Consider the following 26,246-nt stretch of genomic DNA (forward strand, 5'->3'; position numbering starts at 1 on the left):
GATGATACAGAAGATACTTTAGATTATATGGTTCATAAAGTTACTAATTTACGCGTGTTTGAAAGTGAACCTGGAAAAATGGATTTAGGATTAACCGATGTTAATGGTGCTATTTTATCCATTTCTCAATTCACGTTATATGCGGATGTTAAGCATGGAAACCGGCCTGGCTTTTCAAAAGCCGCTAAGCCATCCTTGGCAAAACCGCTTTATGAAAAGTTCAATCAAAAATTGGCGGCTACTGGAATTCATGTTGAAACGGGTGAATTCGGTGCTGATATGAAGGTTGATTTAGAAAACGATGGCCCTGTAACCATCCTTTATGAAAAATAATTAATAGAATTATTAGAAAAAATGAAGATTTAGTATTGACATTTAGTAAGTAAAAACTTATAGTATAAACATACTTTATGAAGAGGAGGAATTAACCATGTCAAACTTTACTTGTTGTTGCTGTACTCACATTCTAAGTCGAGCTGACATGGCTTCAGTTGGACATCTTTTTGGGGTACAGTAATAATGAATCTCTTAGAGATGGACAATTAATTCCTAACAAATGTTAAGGATCACTAGTCATGGATAGCTAGTGATCCTTTTTGTTTGCCTTAGATTTGAAAGGATGGAGAAGAAAGATGAGTTGGACAGTTATCCAACAAAGCCTACCGAATTTCGTGAAAGGATTCCAGTTGACTTTATGGTTATCTTTAATCGGAATTGTTGGATCGGTGATTGTTGGTATCATTACTAGTTTAATACGTTATTTTAAAGTTCCAATATTAGGAAAAATTTTGGGAGCATATGTTGAAATCGGAAGAAATACTCCGTTATTAATTCAATTATTCTTCTTGTACTATGGTTTTCCTGTATTAGGGATTAAACTTTCCGCTGAAACGAGCGGAATTATTGGTTTAATCTTTCTTGGAGGAGCCTATATGGCTGAAGGATTTACCGGTGGTTTTAATGGGATCAGCAAATCGCAAATTGATGCAGGAAAAGCTCTGGGAATGAGCCCTTGGCAAATGGCGCGCTATGTGGTCCTGCCTCAAGGTTTAACGCTGAGTGTACCAGCATTTTCCGCGAATGTGATTTTCTTAATTAAGGAGACGTCGATTTTCTCGGTGATTGCTATTCCTGAATTAACTAATACAGCACTAGATTTAATCGGAATGTACTACCGCTCAAATGAATATTTGTTGGTCTTAGTCATTGCGTACGCAATTATTTTAATTCCGTTGATTATCATTTTAGATTGGCTTGAAAGGAGGGTTCGATATGGCTCATTCGGGGATTAATGTTTTATTTGAAGGAAGTAATTTTGCACGATTAATGGGTGGCCTTTGGACTGCTGTATGGATTGCTGCAATTTCCCTAATAATTGGGTTGGCATTAGGGACAATCTTTGGGTTGTTGAGAACCCTAAAAAGTAGAATTATTCGTTTAATTTTATTGTTGTACTTGGAATTTTTCAGAATTGTTCCAACGATTGTGTTACTGTTCTTGGTTTACTACATTTTGCCACGTCAATTTAATGTCAATATGCCAGCTACTTGGATGGCCGTTCTAGCATTCTCATTATGGGTTGCTGCAGAGTTTAGTGATATTGTCCGGGGAGCGTTAGAATCCGTTCCTAAACATCAACGAGAATCGGGTTTGGCATTAGGATTGGATCAATGGCAGTTGTTTAGATACGTATTGTTACCACAAACGGTTCGACTGGAATTGCCAGCAACCATTAATTTAGCTACTCGGGTTATCAAAACCACATCATTATTAATGACCATCAGTATTATGGATGTTATTAATGTTGGTCAACAAATTGTTGAAGCTAATAATCAATCCCATCCGACTGGCGTGTTCTGGGTTTATGGATTAATTTTCATCCTATACTTTATTGTTGATTATCCATTGTCACTATGGGCAAAACGCTTAACAGCAAAACAACATTATTAATTTAAAACAGGTGATAATATGGCGGAAGAAATTTTAAAAGTCGAACATTTAAATAAATTTTATGGAGACTGGCAAGCCCTTCATGATATTAGTTTTGATTTAAAGAAGGGTGAAGTAGTGACCCTATTAGGACCTTCAGGTTCTGGGAAAAGTACATTGATTAGAACCTTGAACGGGCTAGAAGATTTTAAAGATGGCGCAATTTATTTCAAAGGTGAAAAAGTGGATCCATCGCCAAAGACGTGGCAAGGGTTACGCCAGAAAATTGGAATGGTTTTCCAAAGTTATGATTTATTTCCAAATTTAACGGTAATGGATAATATTCTGTTAGCGCCTACTAAGGTTCAAAACCGACCACGAGAGGAGGTGAAGAAGGAAGCTATGGAACTGTTAGAGCGAGTTCAATTAGCCGACCAAGCCGATTCCTACCCAAGGCAGTTATCTGGTGGACAGAAACAGCGAATTGCAATCGTTCGTGCATTAGCGATGCATCCTGAATTAATGCTTTTCGATGAAGTTACTGCATCATTAGACCCTGAAATGGTTCGTGGTGTTCTAAATATCGTTAAAGAATTATCAGATCGCGATCACATGACAATGATTATTGTGACTCATGAAATGAACTTTGCATCGCAAATTGCTGATAAAGTCTTATTTTTGGAAGACGGCAAGATCCTAGAACAAACTCCAGGGAAGCAGTTCTTCGAGCATCCTCAAACAGAACGTGCAAAAGAATTCTTATCAAGCATGGACTTTTAATATAAGGAGAAGATAAATATGAAATTTAATTGGAAAAAGATTATCACAGCAGCAGTTGCTGCAATGAGTGTCGCTGCTGTGGTGGCAACCGCCGCGGTACGTCCATCAACTGCTAACGCAGATTCAAATACAAGCTCAGTTAGCGCAATCAAGAAGCGTGGTACGCTTCGGGTAGCCGTTTTTGGTGATTTACCTCCATATGGTTGGGTGAACAAAAATGGTAAGCGTGTTGGTTATGATGTTGCTTTAGCTCGTCAAATGGCGAAGGATATGGGAGTTAAGGTTAAGTTTGTTCAAGTTAATGCTAACAACCGGGTTGACACTTTAAACTCCAACAAAGCTGATATTGTTTTAGCTAACTTTACCCAAACTCCTGAACGTAAACAAGTGGTTGATTTTGCTAAACCTTACATGAAAGTTTCAGTTGGGGTTGTTTCTCCAAAGAAGAAGGCAATTACTAACGTTAACCAATTAAAGGGTAAGAAGGTAATTGTTACCAAAGGTACTACTGCTGAAAACTACTTTACTAGTAAGCAAAAGGGCGTTTCACTTTTGAAGTTTGACTCTAAGACTCAACAATTCAACGCCTTAAAGAACAACCGTGCCGCAGCGTTAGCTGATGATAATTCTTATCTCTATGCATGGGTTAAGAATAATCCTAAGTACACTGTTGGTATTAAGAGCATTGGTCCTAAGCAATACATTGCCCCAGGTGTTAAGAAGGGTAACAAGTCATTGTTAAACTGGACTAATAAGGAAATTACCAAGTTAAACAAGCAAGACTTCTTTACTAAAGATTACAACAGTGAATTGAAGCCATACTTTGGTAGTGAAGTTAAGCCTTCAGACATTGTAATTACCTCTGACAAGTAGTGTTAAAGAGATAATGAATAACTCATAAACTCACCTTTCCATCCTTTGAGTAAAAAATTGACGCGAAGCATTCGGATAATCCGAGTGTTTCGCGTCATTTTTATATTAAATTAGTATTTCGATAGAATATTGTCTACTGCAGGCCCATAAGTTTCTCCAAACAAAATTAAGTGCATACAAAGGTAATAAAATTGATACCACGGAAGACGATTTTCAAAACCATCTTGTAGTGGGTACGTTGCATTATATGCTTGATAAAAATCAGGTGTAAACCCACCGAAAATAGTGGTCATAGCTAAATCGTACTCACGATCTCCATAAAGAGCATCTGGGTCAATAAGAGTGGGGGTACCATCTTCTGTAAACATGTAATTACCTGCCCAAAGATCACCATGAAGCAAGCTTGCAGTAACAGGATGCTTTGAATAATAGTGATCGAAAGCATTAACCATATTTTGAAAATGTTGATTGCGCCATTCTGACCAACGATGCTTTTGCTGAGCAACCTTGACTTCTGGAATTAAGCGCTGATTAATATAAAAATCACGCCAGCTGTTATTCCAAGAATTATCTTTGATTAACGATTTAGTATGGTGATTTGTATAGAAACCAAATTGGTCATGATGTTTTTGGTGCATTTTAGCTACTGTAGTACCCAAAGCACTTTGATTTTCTGGTCCTTCAGTTAACCAATTTAAAATTAAATAAGCATCATGATCAATGTCACCTGAAGCGATTGGCGTTGGAGTGTTAATGACAGTTCCTAATTCTTGCAGGCCTCTTCTTTCATGGGCAAAGTATTCTTGCGATTGGTTAGGTTGAACCTTAATAAAATATGGAATACCGTCTGCTATGACTTGATATGCTTCGTTAATGTCACCACCGCTAACCGGTTGCCATGAAGAAATCGGTGCGATTGACAACGAATTAAACCATTCTTGATTTTGCATTGATAAAGCTTCTTTCTATTATTGATTTGCTAGATACAAGTTAATTCCCTTAGCAATAGCATGGGCAGCCTTTTTCTGGAAACTTGATTGACGAATAAGTTTGAAGTCTTTGCTGGTATTTACATATCCAGTTTCACAAAGAATTGACGGTAATTTGGTATCCCGAATTACTAGGAAGTCACCAAACTCTACCCCGCGATTACTAATTGGGAAATTCTTAAACTGGTGACTAACTTTTTTAGCTAACTGTTTTGATGGACCACGATGATAATAGTACGTTGTAATTCCGGATCCCTCGTTTTGAGTAGGTGAGGAATTAAGATGGAGACTGACAAAACAATCTACATGATCATTTTCGGCAATTCGGACCCGTTCTTTTAGACCAACGTCCTTATCCGTTGAACGTGTCATTACCACTTGTGCGCCAGAAGATTCTAATTGATGAGCTAATGATTGAGCTATTTTTAGGGTATAGGTCTTTTCCATGTATTTGCTTTTGTCGGAATCATCTTTATATTCGGCACCGCTATCGCTACCACCATGGCCAGGATCAATAGCAATGATTGCCCCAGCCAAATGATTTTGATTGTTCAAAGGGCGTTTGGAATGAATGAGCCAGCTTGGCACCCAAGCACTTTGGTGATCGCTGAGGCGAATCCGGTACCAGTTACGTCGCTCGCCAATAATGAAGACCCGCTTTTTTTGTTTCATATTTACACTTGAGTAATTAATACCAGGCCCGGACTTAATTGGGATAGTTGTTGGGTTGATGATAATCGTATCATGGTAGATTAGTGCACTAAGGATGAAGATTGCAAGGATAATAAAAGTGCATCCTACGAGTGCTGATTTATTTAGTGGTTTGCTTTTGATAAGAATGACCCCCGTTAACAATCACTTTACTTCAGTTTAAAAATCCTTAAAAAGAAAAGCAAGGAAATATGGATGTTTTAGTGAAAAACATTGACTATCGTTTCGATGACGAGTAACCTTATTAACGTAAATTAATAATTAATGACCGATGAAAAAAGAGTGATTAATTACTGCTGATTAAGCGAGTAGGTGATGGTGAAAGACCTATTGAAGCGTAATTAAGTGACACTTTTGAGGCCCGGCAATGCCCGTCGCTAGTGCGACGTTATCCATGAGTGATACCAAGGTGGTACCGTGCTTTTGCACCCTTGTTTAGCAAGGGTGTTTTTTTGTTAATTGGTTAAATGAGGAGGAAGCAAAATGCGCTATCAACGGCCAAAAGGGACAGCTGATATTCTACCAGGGGATTCCGCACGGTGGGATTATGTAGAAAACTTAGCTCGTCAGGTTTTTCATAAATATGATTATCGTGGAATTCGAACACCAATGTTTGAAAGTTATGATATTTTTGCTCGTTCAGCAGGAGATACTTCAGACGTGGTGACTAAGGAAATGTATGACTTCCAAGATAAGGGAGATCGGCACATTGCATTGCGACCAGAAGGGACAGCAGGAGTAGTCCGTGCATTTAATGAAAATAAATTATATGGTCCCGAATATCAAAAGCCTTACAAGGTTTATTATATGGGACCAATGTTCCGTTATGAACGTCCACAATCTGGTCGTCAACGTGAATTTCACCAAATTGGTGTGGAAGCGTTTGGAAGCGATAATCCAGCAACAGACGTTGAAGTTATTGCAATGGCTTTACAGTTGTTCAAAAAGTTAGGCTTAAAGAATTTGCGGGTAGCCGTAAATACACTTGGTGACCAAAAGAGTCGGGATGACTACCGTACTGCATTAATCAACTATTTAAAGCCACATTATGATGAATTAAGTGAAGATTCTCAAGAACGGTTAGAAAAGAATCCATTACGGGTACTTGATAGTAAGGATCCACGTGATAAGCAATTCGTTGCTGATGCACCTTCAATTTTAGATTACCTAACACCAGAAGCACATGATCGGTTTGAAGAAGTTAAGAAAATGCTCGACGTGCTAGACATTGATTATGTAATTGATCCGGACATGGTTCGTGGTTTAGATTATTATAATCACACGATTTTTGAAGTAATGGTTCAAGCTAAGTCACTTGGTAACGGCTACACAACTATTTGTGGTGGTGGTCGTTACAGTGGCTTGGTAGCTCAACTTGGTGGCCCAGAAATATCAGGTGTCGGCTTTGGAATCGGTGAAGAACGATTACTATTATTGCTACAAGATGAAGGTATTAAATTACCAACCAGTGATGATTTAGATATTTACGTTGTTGGAATTGGTCATGAAACTAATATTGAAAGCTTGCAACTAGTAGAAGCCGCACGTGAGGCAGGCTTATCTGCTGATCGTGATTATCTTGAACGAAAACCAAAAGCGCAGTTTAGAACAGCGGACCGTTTGAATGCCAAGGTTGTGTTGACAATTGGTAAGCAAGAGTTAGCAGAAGGCAATGTTCATTTAAAGGTGATGGCAACCGGGAAAGAAGTATCTGTTAAACTTAATGACTTATTAGATAATTTTGCGGATGTTTATGCAAAACACATTGAGGGGTAATTAAAATGAAAAGAACTAATTATGCAGGTCGAACCAGTGAGAGTCAAATTGGCGAAGAAGTTGTATTAAAAGGCTGGGTAGCTAAGCGACGGAATTTAGGCGGATTGATTTTTATCGATTTGCGTGACCGTGAAGGAATTGTTCAGTTAGTATTTGACGAAAAACAAGATCCTGAAGCATTTGAGGTTGCTAATGAATGTCGAAGTGAATACATTATTGAAGCGCGTGGTTTAGTTCGCCAACGTTCAGAAATTAACCCAGATATTCCAACTGGAAAAATCGAAGTAGCTGTTCAGGAAGCACATATTTTAGCTAAGTCCCAAACTCCGCCTTTTGAAGTTAAGGATGACGTGGACGCTAGTGAAGATTTACGTCTTCAATATCGTTATATTGATTTACGACGTCCAGAAATGATGAAGAACATGAAGTTGCGGAGCAAAGTTGCTTCAATTATCCATAATTATTATGATAATCATGATTTTATGGATGTTGAAACACCAGACTTAACACGGTCAACTCCAGAAGGAGCACGTGACTTCTTAGTACCATCACGTTTATACCCAGGTCATTTTTATGCACTTCCTCAATCTCCACAGTTGTTTAAACAATTATTGATGGCTGCAGGGGTCGATCGTTATTACCAAATGGCACGTTGTTTCCGGGATGAAGACCTTCGTGGTGATCGTCAACCTGAATTTACGCAGGTTGATACTGAAATGAGCTTTGCGACTGCTCAAGACATTCAGAATATGACAGAAGGCTTAATTAAACGAGTTATGAAAGAAGCTCTGGGAGTTGATGTTAAAACACCATTCCCACGGATGGAGTGGCAAGAAGCCATGGATAAGTATGGTTCTGATAAACCAGATACTCGTTTTGGCATGCTGATTAATGATTTATCCGACATTGTCAAGGATAGCAGTTTTAAGGTGTTCTCTGGAACAGTTGCTGATGGTAACTATGTGCGGGCTATTTGTGTACCAAATGGGGCAGATCATTATTCACGCAAGGATATTTCTAAAAAAGAAGAATATATTAAACGTTATGGTGCTAAGGGGTTAGCATGGGTTAAAGTTACAGCGGATGGCTATAGTGGACCAATCGCTAAATTTATTAATGATCTAGCCGAACCAATTAATGAACGTTTAGGTGCTCATGAAGGTGACTTAATTCTATTTGTTGCAGATAGCTTCCATGTGGTTGCTGATTCATTAGGATACCTCAGAGAAAAAATTGCCCAAGAAATGGATATGATTAAGCCAAATCAATGGAATTACCTCTGGGTTGTAAACTGGCCAATGTTTGAATATGATGAAGGCTTTGGTAAGTGGATTGCAGCTCACCACCCATTTACCATGTTAAATGAGGAAGACTTGCATTACCTAGAAGATGGCGAAGACCCTCATAAGGCACACGCCCAAAGTTATGACATCATCTTGAACGGTAATGAAATTGGTGGTGGTTCCATTAGAATTCATGATCCAAAAGTGCAAGAAAAAGTCTTTAAAGCATTAGGCTACACTAAAGAAGAAGCTCGTGCTCGTTTCAGCTTCTTGATTAAGGGATTGGAAAACGGGATGCCTCCTGAAGGTGGACTAGCATTTGGCTTTGATCGTTGGGTAATGTTATTAGCAGGAGCAGATAACATTCGTGATGTCATTCCATTCCCTAAGAATTCTAAAGGGGTTGAACCTATGACGGCAGCACCAGGAACTGTTGATCAGGAACAATTGGATGAACTTCATGTTGACGTTCAAAAAGAAAATAAGGATTAAAATAATTCAAAAAAACGCAAATTTTTTATTGACGCCGATTAAACGGTTGTCTATAATAAACTGCGTAGTGTAAAGACAAGTTTAATTAAGTCGAAACACAGTACGATTTTAAGCTCGGAGGGAGGGGAATTTAAAATGTCAAAGACAATCGTTCGTAAGAATGAATCTTTAGATGATGCTCTTCGGCGCTTTAAGCGTACGGTTTCACGGAACGGAACTCTTCAAGAATACCGTAAGCGTGAGTTCTATGAAAAGCCAAGCGTAAAACGTAAGTTAAAATCTGAAGCGGCACGTAAGCGTAAAAACAAGCGTCGTCACTAAAATATTTAAAGCTCCCGTTTCCTGACGGGAGTTTTTTGTTAAAGGAGATTATAAAATGAGTTTATTAGATACATTAAAAAAAGACATGATTTCAGCAATGAAGGCCAAGGATAAAGATACATTGAGTGTAGTCCGGATGTTAAAGGCTTCCGTTCAAAATGAACAAATTAAGGTAGGACATGACTTAACACCAGATGAAGAAAATGCATTAATGGCAAAGGAATACAAGCAACGAAAGGATTCATTAGCAGAATTTGAAAAAGGTGGTCGTCAAGACTTAGTTGATGCCACTCAAAAAGAAATGGCAGTAGTTGCTAAGTATATGCCAAAACAAATGACCGCTGATGAAGTTCAGAAAGTTGTCGAGGAAACCATTAATGAAGTTAACGCCGAAAGTATGAAGGATTTCGGTAAGGTGATGGGTGCAATTATGCCAAAGGTTAAGGGTAAGGCTGATGGCAAGGTTGTTAATGAAACAGTGAAAAAGGTTTTACAAAGCAAGTAGTGAAGACCTAATTGCTTGAATGATTAGTGCTGACAAAATGCCAAGTTCAGTAGAATATACAACTTTTAAAACACAGGGAAACCGCTAGCATCTTGATTTCATTGTTAGCGGTTTTTCATATTGATGGAATGTGTGAAACGATTCGAAGTTCTTGATTATGGATAGCTGTAAACTAGGTAAAATTACCGTAATAACGTATGCTATAATGAGTAAAAAAAGTAAAGGAGAAATGTTTTTGGCAGCTGATGCAAAAGAAATTACCATGAGTTTTGAAATTGATAATCCGCAAGTAGAGGTTGGATTATTAGGAACTCAGGATAAATATGTTGCCCTCATTGAAGAAGGGATGAATGTTCAAGTTAATCCTTTTGGAACAGAGTTAAAAATCACTGGTGAACAAGAGGATGTCCATTTGACCATGGATGTTTTGCAGAGTTTAGTAGATCTGTTAACGCAAGGCATTATGATCAGTAGCACTGATATTGTGAGTGCGATGAAAATGTCTCATCGGGGAACATTAAAGTATTTTGCTGATCTTTATAATGAAAAGATTATCAATGACCGGAAGGGGCGGCCAATTCGGGTTAAGAATTTTGGACAGCGTCAGTATGTTCATGCGATGAAAGATAATGATATTACTTTTGGCATTGGCCCGGCCGGAACTGGGAAGACGTATCTGGCTGTGGCGATGGCGATTGCGGCACTAAAGCGTGGAGAAGTGGAACGGATCGTTTTAACTCGTCCAGCCGTGGAAGCTGGGGAGAGTTTAGGTTTTCTACCTGGTGACCTTAAGGAAAAGGTTGATCCATATCTGCGTCCCATTTATGATGCCTTGAATGGCATTTTTGGTGCTGATCATACTGAAAGACTAATGGAACGTGATGTTATTGAAATTGCCCCCTTGGCATATATGCGTGGTCGAACATTAGACAATGCATTCGTTATTTTGGATGAGGCCCAGAATACGACTAATGCTCAAATGAAAATGTTTCTAACTCGTCTAGGATTTGGCTCTAAGATGGTAGTTAACGGAGATGTTTCACAGATTGATTTACCGCATGGTTCCCGAAGTGGTTTAATTAGTGCCCAAAAAATATTGGCTAATGTTCCATCAATCGAATTTGTTCATTTTAGTGCAGAAGACGTTGTTCGTCATCCGGTTGTGGCCAAGATTATTACTGCTTATGAGGAAAATGCTAATCAGGAGAAAGCATAATGGATTTAGAATTTTATGATCATACCCAAGGTGAGTTGACAAGCCATCAACGTCAACTAGCTGAAAAATTGTTGGCTTTTGCAGCGGAACAGTTACAACTCAAAGATAATGATGAAATGTCGTTAACGTTTGTTAAAAATCCTGAAATTAAAGAAATTAATGCTAAATACCGGGGAGTAGACCGTGCGACAGATGTGATTTCATTTGCAATTAACGATGACGATGAAAAGATTGTAATGGATGATGAAATGGCGGCAATGATTCCCAAAGATTTAGGAGATTTATTTATTTCGATCGATAAGGTGAAAGAACAGGCGTTATTTCTGGGACATTCTGAAGATCGTGAACTAGGCTTTCTGGTTGTCCATGGTTTCTTACATTTAAATGGTTATGATCATGAGGAGCCTGCAGACGAAGAAAAGATGTTTAGCTTACAGGAGAAAATTTTAGATGCGTATGGACTCAAAAGATAAACACCAAGTAACTAAAAACCACCGCTTAATACAGGCAATGAGTCATGCTAGTCAAGGTATTTGGATGGTGATTTCAAAAGAACGGAACATGCGCTACCATTTGGCCGCTAGTGTGATTGTCATTATTTGCGGACTATTGTTGAGGGTAGCAGCTTGGGAATGGTTATGGTTATTTTTGGCAATCTTTACGGTTTTTTCTGCTGAATTTATGAATACGGTGGCCGAATCATTTTGTGACTTGGTTGTTGGTCACCAATTTGATTTTAATGTCAAAAAAATTAAGGATGTCTCAGCTGGTGGTGTTTTAATTGCTGCACTCTTTGCGGTAATTGTTGGTCTAATTATTTTTATACCCCGGTTGATGGCAGTATTTGGAGGATAAAGAGTGGATAATCAAGAATTTCATTCAGGTTTTGTTGCCTTGATCGGGCGGCCTAACGTTGGTAAATCGACATTACTTAACTATATTGTTGGTCAGAAAGTAGCAATTATGTCTAACGTTGCACAAACGACGCGTAACAAAATTCAAGGTATTTATACTACCAAAAATGCACAAATTGTTTTTATTGATACACCTGGTGTTCATAAGCCAAAAACTAAGTTAGGCGATTTTATGGAACGGTCAACAATGTCTGCTCTATCAGAAGTGGATGCCGTTTTATACGTAGTAGCGGCAGACGAAAAACGTGGCCCAGGTGATGATTTTATTATTAATCATCTGAAAGACATTAATCAGCCAATTTATTTAGTGGTAAATAAAATTGACACAGTTAATCCAAATGAATTACCAGATATTGTTGCACAATATAAAGATGCTTTGCCATTTAAGGATATTGTCCCAGTTTCTGCATTACAAGGTAATAATGTGAATACGTTAATGAATGAACTAGTTCAAGAGTTACCAGTTGGTCCGCAATATTATCCTGATGACCAAATTTCGGACCATCCAGAAAGATTTGTAATCGCTGAAATGATTAGGGAAAAGGTCTTTCAATTAACGCGTGAAGAGGTTCCGCATTCGGTCGCAATTGATGTCACTTCAATTAAGCGGGAAGATAATGATACTGTGCATATTAGTGCCAATATTATTGTTGAGCGACCGGGACAAAAGGGAATTATTATTGGCAAAAAGGGCCAAATGTTGAAAAAAATTGGTCAGCTAGCGCGTCAAGATATTGAACACTTGTTAGGTGATCACGTTTACCTTCAATTGTGGGTAAAGGTGGTTCCAGGTTGGCGTGATAAGTCTGCAATGCTGAAAGACTACGGTTATCGTAAAACAGATTATTAATTTGCAATGGAGCTGTGACATAATTAAGGCTTAAATTATTAAATACGAATAACGTAGTACAACAATGGGACCTAGCACTCGGTAAACCGATCGCTGGGCCCCTATTGTTGCTTTCTACAGGCTAACTACGTGTCGACGGGGTGTGAAAACGAAGTCGCAAACCACTTCTGTCACGCCCCAATTGTTCTTAGCGAGGTGAGTAGATGACAAGAGTTAATGAACTATTTAATGGAGTGGTGATGCAGGTAAGAGATTACCGTGAGCATGACCAATTGATCAAGTTCCTAACTGATAAACAAGGACCAGCAATGTTTTTAGTACGGGGTGCCCGACGGAAAAACTTTAAGATGGCAAGTGATCTTTTGCCGTTTACTTATGGCCAATATGTTGGCTGGTTGTCTAAGGACCGCTTGAATTACATCATCAGCGTTCAAGAATCTAACCATTTAACTCACATTGCAACCGATATTAATGCTAATGCTTATGCTACTTATCTTTTAGAATTAGTAGATCGCGCATTTGATGACGGAAAAAACATTGGCGGATGGTATGACCAAGTGATGGCTGCTCTTCACTTGATTGAAAAGGGACGTGATCCGCAAATTGTAGTAAATGTCATTGAAGTACAACTATTAGGACGATTTGGGATACTACCTGAGTGGCGGCATTGCGTAATTTGTGGGCGTACAGAAAAGGTCATGGATTATTCTGAAGCTTATGGTGGATTAATTTGTATTAATCATTTTGATCAAGACCCGCATCGCTTGCACTTAGACCCCAAAACAGTCAACTACTTACGCTTTTTTGCTACCTTGAATTTAAAAAAGGTTCATGAGATTAAAGTTGATCCACTAGTGAAAAGGAATTTACGATGGGCATTAGATAAAATTTATGGTGACCAGGTTGGATTGCGGTTAAAAAGTAAAAGATTCATTGACCAAATGGGTACTTGGACCGCTCAATTAAAAAATTGGCGTGAAAAATAATCTTTTTTAGCATATCAAATTGACTTTTTTTAACATGGTTGTATGATTATAAAGTGTAAATTAAATGAGTTTAACGAAGACGGAGAGTTTCCTAAAAGTGATTTTGTCAGCGAGCAAGGAATGGTGTAAGCCTTGTAAATCTATTTAGTGAATGGCACTCTAGCAGTTAAGATGAATTAAGCTGTTTCACAGAGATGTGAAAAAGCAGGGTGGAACCGCGATTCATTCGTCCCTGCAGTGGCCTTAGTGCCATTGCAGGGGCTTTTTTTCTGAAAGGAGCACAATTATGACAAAGAAGTTAACAGTGCAAGATATTATCTTTACTCTGGAAAAATACTGGGCAGATCAAGGATGTATGTTAATGCAGGCCTATGACAACGAAAAAGGTGCCGGAACAATGAGTCCATACACTTTTTTACGGGCCATTGGTCCTGAACCATGGAACGTCGCATATGTTGAACCATCACGCCGTCCAGCTGATGGTCGATATGGTGAGAACCCAAACCGGTTATACCAGCACCACCAATTCCAAGTATTAATGAAGCCATCACCAGATAATATTCAAGAACTCTACTTGGGTAGTTTAAAGCAATTAGGGATTGATCCTCTAGAACATGATATCCGCTTTGTGGAAGACAACTGGGAGAATCCATCAATGGGTTGTGCCGGTGTTGGTTGGGAAGTATGGCTCGATGGGATGGAAGTCACTCAATTTACATACTTCCAAGTAGTGGGTGAATTAACTATGAATCCGGTCGCTTCAGAAGTTACCTATGGTTTGGAACGACTTGCTGAATATATTCAAAATGTTGATTCAGTCTATGATTTGGAATGGGCAGATGGTGTTTTGTACGGTGACATCTTCAAAGAACCTGAATATGAACATTCTAAATATTCATTTGAAGAAAGTAATCAGGAGATGCTGCTAGAAGCCTTTAATAACTACGAATCAGAGGCTAAACGGTTAATTAAATTGGGACTAGTTCACCCGGCATATGATTATGTTTTAAAGTGTAGCCATACCTTTAACTTATTAGATGCTCGCGGTGCTGTTTCTGTTACTGAACGGGCCGGTTACTTACACAGAATTCGTATTATGGCAAAATCTATTGCCAAGGCCTTTGTTGAAGAACGTCGGAAACTTGGCTTCCCATTAATTCATGATGAAAAAGTTCGTCAACAAACGGTGGATGAATATACTAAGAAGGCTGAAAAAGCTAAGGAACGTGCTGCTAAGCAAGCTGCGAAAAAAGCCTAGAAGGCACAAAAGGGGGAAAAGTAACATGGCTAATTCATACTTACTTGAAGTTGGGGTCGAAGAAATGCCCGCTCATGTTGTAACGCCAAGCATTAAGCAATTACACGAGCGTGTGGCAAAATATCTTAAGGAACAACGCATTACCTTTGATAGTATTCGAGAATATGCTACTCCACGGCGGATGGCATTATTAATTGAAGGATTGAGTGATAAACAACCTGATATTGATGAGTCAGTAAAGGGACCAGCTAAGAAAATTGCCCAAGATCAAGATGGTAATTGGACTAAGGCAGCAATTGGTTTCACACGAGGCCAAGGAGCTACTGTTGATGATATTGAATTTAAGGATGTTAAAGGCACTGAATATGTTTTTGTTGAAAAGCATATTGCTGGAAAGAGCGTTGCTGAAGTATTACAAGGGTTACCAAAAGTTATTACGTCCATGAACTTCCCAACCCTTATGAAGTGGGGATATAATAACCTGCAATTTATTCGACCAATTAGGTGGTTAGTATCATTGCTAAATGATGAAGTAGTGCCATTTAGCATTTTAGATGTCCATGCAGGTCGCCAGACTCAAGGTCATCGCTTCCTAGGGCACCCTGTTGAAATTGCTTCTGCTGAATCTTATGAACAAACCCTTCATGATGATTTTGTTATTGCTGATCAGGCGCAACGGAAGCAATTAATTAAAGAACAAATTAACAAGATTATCAACGAACATGATTGGCAAATCGACTGGGATGCCGATTTGTTAGAAGAAGTTAATAACTTAGTTGAATGGCCAACAGCTTTTGCAGGTTCATTTGACAAGAAATATTTAGCATTGCCAGATGCTGTTTTAATTACTTCTATGAAGGATAATCAACGATTCTTCTGTGTTCGTGATCATGATGGGAAACTTCTTCCACACTTTATTTCAGTTCGGAACGGAAATACTAAATTCATCGAAAATGTCATTAAAGGTAATGAACGGGTACTGGTGCCTCGTTTGGAAGATGCTCAATTCTTCTATGAAGAGGACCAAAAACTTTCGATTGATCAATATGTTGAACGATTAAAGAAAGTTAGTTTCCATGATAAGATCAGTTCAATGTATGACAAGATGGCCCGCACTGCTGTAATTGCTCAAATTTTGGGCAAGAAATTAAATCTAAATGACGAGGAGCTAGCTGACCTAGATCGTGCAGCACACATTTATAAATTTGACTTAACTACTCAAATGGTAGGAGAATTCGCTGAACTTCAAGGGATCATGGGCGAAATTTATGCCAAACTGTTTGGTGAAAAGGCGAGTGTTGCAGCTGCTATTCGGGAACACTACATGCCGATTTCAGCAGAAGGAGATCTTCCAAGCACAAAGATTGGGACAGTTTTGGCAATTGCCGATAAACTTGACAGTATTATTAGTTTCTTTGCAACTGGTATGATTCCTTCAGGATCTAACGACCCATATGCACTACGGCGTCAGGCTTACGGTATTGTAAGAATGATGGCAGAGCAGGGATGGCATTTGCCACTACTAGACATGCAGTCAGAATTTGCGGATGCAATTCAAAAAGCTGGAATCGAAACTAAATTTGATTATCAAAAGAATGCTGGTCAAGTACGTGAATTCTTTATGGATCGTCTTAAACAATTCTTTAATGCAGAAAAAATGCGTCATGACATTGTTGATGCAGTTACCGATACGAATCAATATGATATCGTAAATATTTTGGCAGCTGCAAAATCCATTAATGAACAAAAAGATGATGACGGCTTTAAGGATGATATTGAGGCACTGACACGGGTACTTAGAATTGCTAAGAAAGGTCAGGGTCAAGATTCAAACATTAATTCACAATTATTCCAAAACCCTTCCGAAGAAAAGCTCTTCAATGCGGTAAATAATGTTGCAGATGATTTCTCTCAAGAAGATATGGATAAAGATCTTCGTAGTCTACGGTCATTGTCTTCAGTCATTACTGAATATTTTGATGAAAATATGATTATGGACAAGGATGAACAAATCAAGAATAATCGATTAGCTCAGTTGCAAGAAATCGCAAATATGACTAAGGAATTGGGTAATTTAGATTTATTAATTGTTAAATAACTATTGGATTATTTAGTTAATTGTGGTATCATGTTAGTAAGTTAAATTAGGTATTGTTTAGGAAAGGTCGCAATCCGTTTTGGAAAGCGACCTTTCGTAACTATTTTATATGACTGGAGGAGACGATGTGGCAAGAATTCCAAATGAATTAATTGACCAAATTCGTGATTCAGTTAATATTGTGGATGTAATTAGCCAGGACGTTCAACTCAAGAAACAAGGCAAAAATTTAATGGGTCATTGCCCATTTCATCGAGATGATACACCGTCATTTGCCGTAAATGAGCAAAAGCAGTTTTTCTACTGTTTTAGCTGTCACCGGAGTGGGAACGTTTTTGGCTTTCTTCAGCAACTTCATAATCTATCATTTCCAGAGGCAGTGCAAAAAGTTGCGGAAATGAGTAATATTAGTATCCCAAGCCAATATTCTTCACAATCGCAAACTAAGGTCGACACTAGCCCGCGGGGCCAATTAGTACAGCTCCATGATCAAGTGGCAAAGTTGTATCACCATATTCTTGTGAATACGGAAGCAGGGAGACCCGCTATGCAGTATTTGCTCCATCGTGGAATGAGCAGAGCACTAATTGATCAATTTAACTTAGGGTTTGCTCCGGAAAATAATGCTGATGGAGAAATTTTGCTCCAGTATACTCAAAATCAAGACATTGATTATCAGCTACTTCGTAAATCTGGATTATTTACTGAGGATCGCAATGGTGACTTACATGATCGTTTTCATGGTCGGGTAATGTACCCGATTATGAATGAAAACGGGCACGTTGTTGCCTTTTCCGGGCGAATTTTAGCTCCAAAAGGAAATGATAACGAGCCGAAATATATGAATAGTCCTGAGACTGAGATTTTTAATAAAAGTCGAACGTTATTTAACTTGAATGTTGCCAAAAAGGCAGCACGTCAAACGGAGTCATTGACCCTTTTTGAAGGGTTTATGGATGTGATTTCTGCTTATGGAGCGGGTGTTGAAAATGGGATTGCGTCGATGGGAACCAATTTAACTGAGGACCAAATCAGAACGATTCAAAGAATAACAACCCATGTTAATATCTGCTACGATGGTGATGATCCAGGACAAAACGCAATTTATCGAGCAATTCAAATGTTTGAAAATAATGCTCCTCGTTTGTCACTTCAAATCATTCAACTTCCGGCCGGAATTGACCCTGACGAGTATGTACAGAAATATGGCGGCATTAAATTTAAAGATTATCTGCAGAATTCACAAGAGAATCCCGTTGAATTTCATTTGCGTTATTTGCAACGGGGGTTAAATTTAAAAAATCAAGATGAGCTCTTAGGATACTTGAATGCAGCATTACGGGTAATTGGCCAAGTTTCTGAGCCAGTAGCACGTGATTTATATCTACAAAAATTAGCGGATGAATTTTCCTTAGATAAGGAGAGTTTAAAGAGACAGCTGGACGAGATTATTCCACATGTTCAAAGAACGTCCGCTACTTCAAAGAGGAAAAGTGTTCAGCAACGTGTAACGAGTAATAGTTCATCAGCAATTTATGATCAAGGGCAAACTGCTACTGTAGTATCAAAATTAGAACGTGCAGAGCAGCGATTATTGAAGTATTATATCAATGATGAAGGGGTGCGGTTGTCACTCCAAAACAACAAATCTTTCAAATTTGTCGATGGTGATTATCAAGAGTTGTATACTAAGATACAGGAATATTTTGTTGATCATCAGGAATTTTCAACTGCTGCCTTGATGGATCGGGCAACAAATCAAAATCAACAACGAATTTTAACGCAGGTCGCAGAGCTATCTCTAGATGATAATATTAATGATGATGCTGTGAACGACTGCATTCGGGTGATTATAAATGATGCACCATTAGAACAGCAGATTAAAGCAAAAAAAGCAGCTTTAAATGAAGCGGCAATGATGAATGATCAAGAATTGACAACAAAATTGGCAAGTGAGTTGGTAACCCTCTACCAACACCAACAAAAAATAAAAACGGAGGAATTAAACTAATATGGCAAATGCAAAAAAACAACTTGTAATCTCTAATGATGAGAATTTTGACCAAAAAAAGTATGATCAAGCAGTCGGCAAGTTAATTCGCCAGTATAAAAAGGCTAAAAATATTAAATATGATGAATTAAGTGAACAAATCGCTGCTCCGTTTAAGTTAAATGCTGACGGCTTGGATAATTTAATGCAAAACATTGAAGATGCCGGAATCAGTGTTGTGGATGACAATGGCGATCCAGACCCACGTGCTCTTAAGGCTACCGAAAAATTATCTCAAAAGGCGGTTAACGATCGTGACACTTCCGCACCAACCGGGGTAAAAATTAATGATCCGGTTCGGATGTATTTAAAGGAAATTGGTCGAGTTAACTTATTAACCGCTGATCAAGAAGTTGAATTGGCATTGCGAATTGAGAAAGGGGACGAAACTGCCAAGCAAGAGCTTGCCGAAGCAAACCTCCGACTCGTGGTTTCCATTGCTAAGCGGTACGTTGGTCGTGGAATGCAGTTCTTAGACCTGATTCAAGAAGGTAATATGGGACTGATGAAGGCGGTTGAAAAATTCGACTACCGCAAAGGTTTTAAGTTTTCAACTTATGCTACATGGTGGATTCGTCAAGCGATTACCCGTGCCATTGCGGACCAAGCACGGACAATCCGGATTCCAGTACATATGGTTGAAACAATTAACAAGTTAATCCGGATTCAACGTCAGTTACTTCAAGACTTAGGTCGTGAGCCATTACCAGAAGAAATTGGTGCTGAAATGGATATGCCAACTAAGAAGGTTAGGGATATCTTGAAGATCGCTCAAGAACCGGTTTCTTTGGAAACACCAATTGGTGAAGAGGACGATTCACATTTGGGTGATTTCATTGAGGACCACGATGCTACTAGTCCAGCTGATCACGCAGCATATGAAATGATGAAGAAACAACTGGAAAATGTTTTGGATACGTTAACAGATCGTGAAGAAAATGTGTTGAGATTACGGTTTGGACTTGATGATGGTCGGACACGCACTTTGGAAGAAGTGGGGAAAGTATTCGGCGTTACCCGTGAACGAATTCGGCAAATTGAAGCCAAAGCTTTACGGAAATTACGTCATCCATCACGTTCAAAACAATTGAAAGACTTCTTGGAATAATAGGTGCTAAAAAAGAGGATTTGGTTTGTGATACCAAATCCTCTTTTTGTTAGTTAAGAAACTATTCCTTAACATCAACTTGAACTGTCTTAGGTAGGGAATTTACCATTTGTTCGTAAGCTGATTGTTCTTCAGTTTTAGTGATTGTCGCATTTTGTACAGATACATCTGCATCATGTAATGCTTGTTCGTCAACATCAATCTTGTGTGTAACTGTAGCATTACCAATTAACTCAATCCAATATTGGTGATTATCAAAATGAACAATTGTTTGTACCATTCCACCTGGATTGTAGACAGTGATTGGTGTGTTAAGATCGGCCATGTCGGGATGAGTTAATGCAAAAGCTAGCGATGTGGCTGACATTCCAGTACCACAAGCATTTGTATAACCAACACCCCGTTCGAATGTTCGAACAAATAACTTATTTTTACCAAGAATAGTAGCAAAGTTAACATTGACGCCATCTGAATAGTATGGATTATCACTGTTTAGATAACTTCCCAGTTCACCAAGGAGCGGTCCAGTAATGGTCTCCTTATCCATGAATGCAATTAAATGTGGATTGGGAACGGCAATTGAGGTGAACTTTAAACCAGGAGCTAATTCTGGTACATATTCATCAACAATCCTCTCACCACCTAAATTGTCGAAAGGCAGAGCTTTCTTATCAAAAGAAACTGGAGAAATTTCAGCTGCATAGGCAGGTACTCCATCTGCAAATGGTTGATGCTTAGCTACCTTTAAATCAGCTTTCATTGTTTCAATTTTAAATTCATTTTGATGTTCTTTTTCAGCAACGTACCGCGCCACTGTGCGAATACCATTACCACACATGGATGCTTCGCTACCATCCGCGTTAATAACCCGCATCTGAGCTGTTACTCCGGGATGATCGGAATGATTAACAACCAATAAACCATCAGCACCGTGAAGTAATCCTTTCTCTGGATCCGTAATCTGTTTTGTTAGAGCAACTAGTTCAGGATCCGTTAATTGATGCTCAAGTGTAGTTTGATCTAAAATGAAAAACTTATTTTGGGAACCATGGACTTTTAATAATTGAACCATCGCAAACTCCTCCTTAGTTATTTTTAGGGAAAAAGTGACGATAAATTGCACGAATTGCATTATCGGCATCTTTTTTATAAGTACCAATCATGATAGAAATGCGGGAAGCACCTTGATTAATCATGGAAATACGAATGTTTTGTGCAGCTAATTCATCAAAAATACCTGCTGCCACACCAACCCGATTCAGCATTCCTTCACCGACAACCATAATAATGGCATAATCATCAATCCATTCAAGGCTATCTGGATTAACAGTTGCTTTGACTTCATCACAGATGGTTTGAACCATGTCATCTGAGATTAATTTGCGGTCAAAAATAATTGTTATATCATCAATTCCCGATGGCATATGTTCATAAGGAACCCCATACTTATTTAAAATTTCTAGAATCTTTAGTGTAAATCCAGCTTCACGATTTAGCAAGTACTTGTGTAAGTAGAGAGCTGCATAGTGTTTACCGCCGGCAATACCTGTAACAATTTGTTGTGGTTTGAATCCTTGGTTAGGAACAATCAATGTACCAGGTTTTTCTGGAGCTTGGGTGTTCTTTACGTTAACAACGATGTTTCCTTGGATAGCAGGAATTAAAGCCTCATCATGGAAAACAGAGAAACCAGCGTATGATAATTCACGCATTTCACGATAAGTCATCCGTTTAATAGGTTGAGGATGATCTACTAATGCAGGATTTGCAGAAAAAATTGCGTCCACATCAGTAAAGTTTTCGTAGAGATCGGCATTAAAGCCACGAGCTAAAATTGCGCCCGTAATGTCAGATCCACCACGTGAGAAAGTAGCGATATTCCCATCAATCGTAAAACCAAAGAAACCTGGGAAAATAAGTTTTTCATCATTTTGATAATCAAAATGGGCAAGGTTTACGTAAGTTTGCGGATCTACAATAGCATTATTTGGTTCACCATCGACGATCAAACCAGCTTCTTTCGGGTCAACAAAACGTGCATTAATACCTTTCTTTTGTAAAACCAGTGCCATTAAACGAGCATTTAATCGTTCACCATGAGCCTTGAATGCAGCCATTAGGTAATCATCGTTCGGATAATCTTTGTTTGGCAACTCTACAATAATTTGATGAATGGTAGATAGAGCAGCTCGGTCGACACCGAAGTATTGGCCAATTTCTTCATAACGAGAAAAAATATCATTTTGAATGACACTATAGTCATTATGTTTTAGGACTGCATTGGCATAGTTAATTAATAGATCGGTAACTTTAATATCATCTTTAAACCGTTTTCCAGGAGCTGAAGTAACCACAATTTGTCTTTCAGGCTGGGCATTAATAATCGAAATCGCATGTTCAAATGATTCACCGTTAGCTAATGAGCTACCACCGAATTTAACAACTTTCATCTTTTTACCTTCTTTAATTAAAAGTTTATTATCTAGGATTTTACCATTAATAAGGGTGCTTGCAAACAAAACACTAGAGAAGTTAATATGACAATTGTTGAAAAATGTGAAAATGATGAGAATTTCTGTTGATTTACTATTGACGGGGATATAGTTACGAATTATAGTATAAACAAATCGAAGAGGAGCGACCAACATAAGTAATGGTTACGAGTTTTTACCTGATGATGACTAACTGTAAAAGGGGCGGTCGCCGAAGCGGTGATGATGGTAATAAGTCACTGAGCTGGGTCGTGGTTGAATAAACTACGGACTGTCGCAAGACAATATCAGCTTGCGGTGCGCTATCGACTACTGGATAAATAATATGAATGTCCCGGTATGCGCATTGTGTACCGGGATTTTTTTCTCTTCGAAATGGCAAATAGAGAGCTGGGTGAGAATTTAATGAATGATCAAATTAAGGCAGCAGATATTAATTCGTCTGGTCATCTTCAGATTGGTGGAGTTGATGCCCTAACATTAGCTGACAAATATGGAACACCGGTTTTAGTTTATGACGTTGCTAAAATTCGTGATCAAATTCATCGGTTTCGAAATGTCTTCGAACAAGAACATGTTGAATACGAAGTAAGTTATGCAAGTAAGGCGTTTGCTTCGGTTGCGATTTATCAAGTTATGAAGCAAGAACAAGCACATATTGATGTTGTTTCTGGTGGTGAACTGGCTACGGCAATCAAAGCCGATTTCCCGATGGAAAAAATTAGCTTCCATGGTAACAATAAGTCAGAAGCTGAACTATCAATGGCCTTGGAGCATGGCGTTGGTACGATCGTTGTAGATAATTTCCATGAAATTGATTTATTAAAGCAATTGATTGCTGATTCTTCAAAGCGAGTGAACGTTCAGTTACGAATTACTCCTGGAATAGCGGCGCATACTAATTCGTATATTGCCACAGGACAAGTTGACAGCAAATTCGGGTTTGATGTTGACTCTGGCCAGGCAGATAAAGCATTGCGTGAGCTAATGGCAATTTCGCAAATCAATGTTACTGGTATCCATGCTCATATTGGTTCACAAATTTTTGATGTGCAGGGATTTAAGGGTGTCGCTCACAAGTTAGTTCAAATTGCCGCAGATTGGCAAGAAAAGTATGATTTTCATACTAAGATTTTGAACGTTGGTGGCGGTTTTGGAATTAAATACTCTGCTGACGATCATCCAATTCATCCTGAAGATTTTGTACGGGCCATTATAGATGTAGTAAAAAAATCAGCTCAAGAATCAGGTATTGATATGCCGGCTATTTGGATTGAACCCGGTCGATCAATAGTTGGCCCAGCAGGATATACGTTATATACTATAGGTTCAAGGAAAGATATTCCGGGCCTCTTACCGTATGTAAGTGTTGATGGCGGAATGGGTGATAATATTCGCCCAGCACTTTATAATGCTAAGTATGAAGCGGTGCTGGCGCGTGACCCGCAAGCTCAAAATATCGAAGAAGTTCGCATTGCTGGGAAGTATTGTGAATCTGGAGATATTTTAAGTGATCGTCAACCACTGCCTGAAACACATCCAGGTGACGTGCTCGTGATGTTGGATACGGGTGCTTATGATTACGCGATGGCTTCAAACTATAACCGTAATCCACGCCCAGCTGTAGTATTTGTCGAAAATGGTCGTGATCAGTTAGTTATTAAGCGTGAAAGTTATGATGACTTAACTCATTTGGATCTAAACTACTCATTGTAATAATAGAAAGAGGTATGAAAATGGCAAAATTAGATGCGCAAAGTATTATTAATTATATTGGAAATGCTCCCAAAAAGACTCCTGTAAAAGTATATCTTCGTGGAAAAGATTTATCCAAATTACAATTTCCTGCTGAAGCAGATGCATATGTTGAAGAACATACAGCTACAGTTTTTGGCGATTGGGAAGTTTTAAAGCCATTTTTAGATCAGCATAAGTCAGAATTTGATGGGATGCATGTTGAAAATGATGCCCGTAATTCTGCTGTACCATTGTTAGACTTGAAGAACATTAATGCTCGGATTGAACCTGGTGCAACCATCCGTGACCAAGTTGTAATTGGTGACAATGCAGTGGTTATGATGGGCGCTACAATTAATATTGGTGCAGAAATCGGTGAAGGAACCATGATTGATATGGGCACAATCCTTGGTGGTCGTGCCATTGTTGGAAAGCATTGTCATATTGGTGCCGGTACTGTATTAGCTGGAGTGATTGAACCTGCTTCTGCTGAACCAGTTCGGGTTGACGATAATGTTTTGATTGGTGCTAACGCAGTGGTTCTTGAAGGGGTTCATATTGGTGAAGGTGCCGTTGTAGCAGCTGGTGCTGTTGTAACTCATGATGTTGAACCTCACACAGTTGTAGCCGGTGTTCCAGCCAAGTTTGTTAAGAATGTTGATGCGAAGACAGATAGCAAAACTGGTCTGGAAGATGATTTGAGAAAGTTATAATTATGGCAGAATTAAAAGAAGAAGAATTAATCAAAATTCGTCGTCATTTACACCAAATTCCAGAATTGGCCTTACATGAAGTTGAGACACATGCTTACCTAATGAAGGTCATTCAAGCCATGAATCAAGAACATCTGGAAGTTAAGGAATTTGAAGAATTGCCAACTGCTCTGATGGTTTTGATACATGGTAGTCAACCTGAAAGAACAATTGGCTACCGGACTGATATTGATGCGTTACCAGTTGAAGAAAAAACTGGTTTACCTTACAAGTCTACCCATCCTGGCGTGATGCACGCGTGTGGTCATGACATTCATATGACGGTTGCCTTAGGAGTATTAAGCTACTTTAGTGAGCATCAGCCAAAGGATAATCTGCTATTCTTCTTCCAACCGGCGGAAGAAAGTGAAGCTGGTGGAAAAAGAGCTTATGAACTAGGACTATTTAAGGGACAATGGAAACCAGACGAGTTTTATGGATTGCATGATAATCCCGAACTTCCTGCAGGTGCTATTGGCTGTCGAATGGGGACGTTATTTGCCGGGACCACGGAAGTTAACATTGACATTGAAGGAAAGGGTGGTCATGCGGCCTTCCCTCAAGATGCTAATGATGCGGTTGTAGCTGCTGCCAATTTAATTGTACAGGTCCAAACGATTGTTTCACGAAGTATTGATCCCATTGACAGTGGTGTGATTACTTTAGGGAAAATCACTGCTGGGACCATTCGAAACGTGATTGCAGGCCATGCACGAATTGAGGGAACCATTCGTGGATTAACTCAAGACATGATTCTTTTAATTGACAAGCGTTTACAAGAAGTATGCAATGGTATTGAGGCCAGCTTTGGTGTTAAAGTTACATTAGGATTGAATCAGGGTGGTTATTGGCCAGTTGAGAACAATCCCAAGTTAACAAAACGCTTTATTCAATACATGTCAGATGCAAAGAATGTCAACTTTATTGAAACGAAGCCCGCAATGACTGGTGAAGATTTTGGTTACCTATTAGCTAAATTTCCAGGCACAATGTTCTGGTTAGGGGTTGAGGATGATTCACAATTGCATTCCGCAACTTTGACTCCAAAAGAATCCTCGATTAAACGGGGCATTGATGCAATTACTGGTTTCTTGGAATATCGTATGAATGCTAAGGAGGAATAATA

General features: G+C 38.8%; 25 protein-coding genes and 1 riboswitch. Of the genes, 21 read left to right on the forward strand and 4 right to left on the reverse strand.

The features are described from left to right. From dtd to H5975_RS00025, 5 genes are all read left to right on the forward strand, one after another. A partial coding sequence (gene dtd / locus H5975_RS00005; protein WP_204784364.1) for a D-aminoacyl-tRNA deacylase occupies nt 1–333 on the forward strand: 333 nt, incomplete at its 5' end. 299 nt (nt 334–632) lie between these two features. Continuing rightward, nucleotides 633–1,292, forward strand: a complete 660-nt coding sequence (locus H5975_RS00010) for an amino acid ABC transporter permease (RefSeq protein ID WP_204784365.1) — start codon at nt 633–635, stop codon at nt 1,290–1,292. After that, nucleotides 1,273–1,950 (forward strand): amino acid ABC transporter permease, encoded by a 678-nt coding sequence (locus H5975_RS00015; RefSeq protein ID WP_204784366.1) that lies wholly within the window; start codon nt 1,273–1,275, stop codon nt 1,948–1,950. The genes H5975_RS00010 and H5975_RS00015 overlap by 20 nt, the downstream gene beginning before the upstream one ends. Before the next feature lie 18 nt (nt 1,951–1,968). Then, a complete protein-coding gene (locus tag H5975_RS00020; RefSeq protein ID WP_204784367.1) occupies nt 1,969–2,709 on the forward strand; it encodes an amino acid ABC transporter ATP-binding protein in 741 nt (246 codons plus the stop codon). Nucleotides 2,710–2,727: 18 nt separating this feature from the next. Further along, nucleotides 2,728–3,582: a transporter substrate-binding domain-containing protein gene (locus H5975_RS00025; protein ID WP_204784368.1), complete on the forward strand. Its 855-nt coding sequence runs from the start codon at nt 2,728–2,730 to the stop codon at nt 3,580–3,582. A gap of 110 nt (nt 3,583–3,692) precedes the next feature. Here H5975_RS00025 and H5975_RS00030 read toward each other — a convergent pair whose 3' ends face one another. Then, nucleotides 3,693–4,532, reverse strand: coding sequence for a fructosamine kinase family protein (locus H5975_RS00030; RefSeq protein WP_204784369.1), 840 nt, complete (start codon nt 4,530–4,532; stop codon nt 3,693–3,695). A gap of 18 nt (nt 4,533–4,550) precedes the next feature. After that, nucleotides 4,551–5,243 (reverse strand): N-acetylmuramoyl-L-alanine amidase, encoded by a 693-nt coding sequence (locus H5975_RS00035; protein WP_204784370.1) that lies wholly within the window; start codon nt 5,241–5,243, stop codon nt 4,551–4,553. A 522-nt stretch (nt 5,244–5,765) separates the two neighbouring features. On the opposite strand from H5975_RS00035, the gene hisS reads away from it, so the two are divergent. The 13 genes from hisS (at nt 5,766) to rpoD (ending at nt 20,139) form a co-directional block, all read left to right on the forward strand. Further along, nucleotides 5,766–7,058, forward strand: coding sequence for a histidine--tRNA ligase (gene hisS / locus H5975_RS00040; protein WP_178659551.1), 1,293 nt, complete (start codon nt 5,766–5,768; stop codon nt 7,056–7,058). A 5-nt stretch (nt 7,059–7,063) separates the two neighbouring features. Then, on the forward strand, nt 7,064–8,833 hold the full coding sequence (gene aspS, locus H5975_RS00045) for an aspartate--tRNA ligase (RefSeq protein WP_204784371.1): 1,770 nt from the start codon (nt 7,064–7,066) through the stop codon (nt 8,831–8,833). 135 nt (nt 8,834–8,968) lie between these two features. Continuing rightward, the gene (gene rpsU / locus H5975_RS00050) at nt 8,969–9,154 is read left to right on the forward strand and encodes a 30S ribosomal protein S21 (RefSeq protein ID WP_033935611.1); all 186 of its coding nucleotides are present in this window, start codon (nt 8,969–8,971) and stop codon (nt 9,152–9,154) included. Nucleotides 9,155–9,209: 55 nt separating this feature from the next. Then, nucleotides 9,210–9,659, forward strand: coding sequence for a GatB/YqeY domain-containing protein (locus tag H5975_RS00055; protein WP_204784372.1), 450 nt, complete (start codon nt 9,210–9,212; stop codon nt 9,657–9,659). A gap of 229 nt (nt 9,660–9,888) precedes the next feature. Further along, on the forward strand, nt 9,889–10,875 hold the full coding sequence (locus H5975_RS00060; protein ID WP_204784399.1) for a PhoH family protein: 987 nt from the start codon (nt 9,889–9,891) through the stop codon (nt 10,873–10,875). Beyond that, on the forward strand, nt 10,875–11,348 hold the full coding sequence (ybeY, locus tag H5975_RS00065) for an rRNA maturation RNase YbeY (RefSeq protein WP_204784373.1): 474 nt from the start codon (nt 10,875–10,877) through the stop codon (nt 11,346–11,348). The genes H5975_RS00060 and ybeY overlap by 1 nt, the downstream gene beginning before the upstream one ends. Further along, a complete protein-coding gene (locus H5975_RS00070; RefSeq protein ID WP_204784400.1) occupies nt 11,332–11,730 on the forward strand; it encodes a diacylglycerol kinase family protein in 399 nt (132 codons plus the stop codon). Before ybeY ends, H5975_RS00070 begins: the two co-directional genes overlap by 17 nt. Nucleotides 11,731–11,733: 3 nt before the next feature. After that, nucleotides 11,734–12,639: a GTPase Era gene (era, locus tag H5975_RS00075; protein WP_178659555.1), complete on the forward strand. Its 906-nt coding sequence runs from the start codon at nt 11,734–11,736 to the stop codon at nt 12,637–12,639. 203 nt (nt 12,640–12,842) lie between these two features. After that, nucleotides 12,843–13,625: a DNA repair protein RecO gene (gene recO, locus H5975_RS00080; protein ID WP_204784374.1), complete on the forward strand. Its 783-nt coding sequence runs from the start codon at nt 12,843–12,845 to the stop codon at nt 13,623–13,625. A 286-nt stretch (nt 13,626–13,911) separates the two neighbouring features. After that, nucleotides 13,912–14,883: a glycine--tRNA ligase subunit alpha gene (gene glyQ, locus H5975_RS00085; RefSeq protein WP_204784375.1), complete on the forward strand. Its 972-nt coding sequence runs from the start codon at nt 13,912–13,914 to the stop codon at nt 14,881–14,883. A 25-nt stretch (nt 14,884–14,908) separates the two neighbouring features. Beyond that, nucleotides 14,909–16,981: a glycine--tRNA ligase subunit beta gene (glyS, locus tag H5975_RS00090; protein ID WP_204784376.1), complete on the forward strand. Its 2,073-nt coding sequence runs from the start codon at nt 14,909–14,911 to the stop codon at nt 16,979–16,981. Nucleotides 16,982–17,108: 127 nt separating this feature from the next. Beyond that, entirely contained in the window at nt 17,109–18,992 is a 1,884-nt protein-coding gene (gene dnaG / locus H5975_RS00095; RefSeq protein WP_204784377.1) for a DNA primase, read from the forward strand. A gap of 1 nt (nt 18,993) precedes the next feature. After that, complete coding sequence (gene rpoD, locus H5975_RS00100) at nt 18,994–20,139, forward strand: RNA polymerase sigma factor RpoD (protein WP_204784378.1); 1,146 nt, start codon at nt 18,994–18,996, stop codon at nt 20,137–20,139. A 61-nt stretch (nt 20,140–20,200) separates the two neighbouring features. Here rpoD and dapF read toward each other — a convergent pair whose 3' ends face one another. Both dapF and H5975_RS00110 read right to left on the reverse strand, forming a co-directional pair. After that, complete coding sequence (gene dapF, locus H5975_RS00105) at nt 20,201–21,211, reverse strand: diaminopimelate epimerase (RefSeq protein ID WP_204784379.1); 1,011 nt, start codon at nt 21,209–21,211, stop codon at nt 20,201–20,203. 13 nt (nt 21,212–21,224) lie between these two features. Beyond that, nucleotides 21,225–22,589: an aspartate kinase gene (locus H5975_RS00110; protein WP_204784380.1), complete on the reverse strand. Its 1,365-nt coding sequence runs from the start codon at nt 22,587–22,589 to the stop codon at nt 21,225–21,227. Between the two features lie 172 nt (nt 22,590–22,761). Beyond that, nucleotides 22,762–22,945, forward strand: a riboswitch (Lysine riboswitch). A 91-nt stretch (nt 22,946–23,036) separates the two neighbouring features. Here H5975_RS00110 and lysA point away from each other — a divergent pair. The 3 genes from lysA to H5975_RS00125 are packed head-to-tail and all read left to right on the forward strand — an operon-like array spanning nt 23,037 to nt 26,244. Continuing rightward, the gene (gene lysA, locus H5975_RS00115; RefSeq protein ID WP_204784381.1) at nt 23,037–24,347 is read left to right on the forward strand and encodes a diaminopimelate decarboxylase; all 1,311 of its coding nucleotides are present in this window, start codon (nt 23,037–23,039) and stop codon (nt 24,345–24,347) included. A 20-nt stretch (nt 24,348–24,367) separates the two neighbouring features. Further along, nucleotides 24,368–25,081 carry a 2,3,4,5-tetrahydropyridine-2,6-dicarboxylate N-acetyltransferase gene (gene dapD / locus H5975_RS00120; RefSeq protein ID WP_178659564.1) on the forward strand — a complete coding sequence of 238 codons (714 nt, stop codon included), beginning with the start codon at nt 24,368–24,370 and terminating at the stop codon, nt 25,079–25,081. 2 nt (nt 25,082–25,083) lie between these two features. Further along, the gene (locus H5975_RS00125) at nt 25,084–26,244 is read left to right on the forward strand and encodes an N-acetyldiaminopimelate deacetylase (RefSeq protein ID WP_204784382.1); all 1,161 of its coding nucleotides are present in this window, start codon (nt 25,084–25,086) and stop codon (nt 26,242–26,244) included. The last annotated feature ends 2 nt before the right edge of the window (nt 26,245–26,246 follow it).

The organism is Limosilactobacillus coleohominis (assembly GCF_016901675.1).
GTDB classification, from domain to species: Bacteria; Bacillota; Bacilli; order Lactobacillales; family Lactobacillaceae; genus Limosilactobacillus; species Limosilactobacillus intestinavium.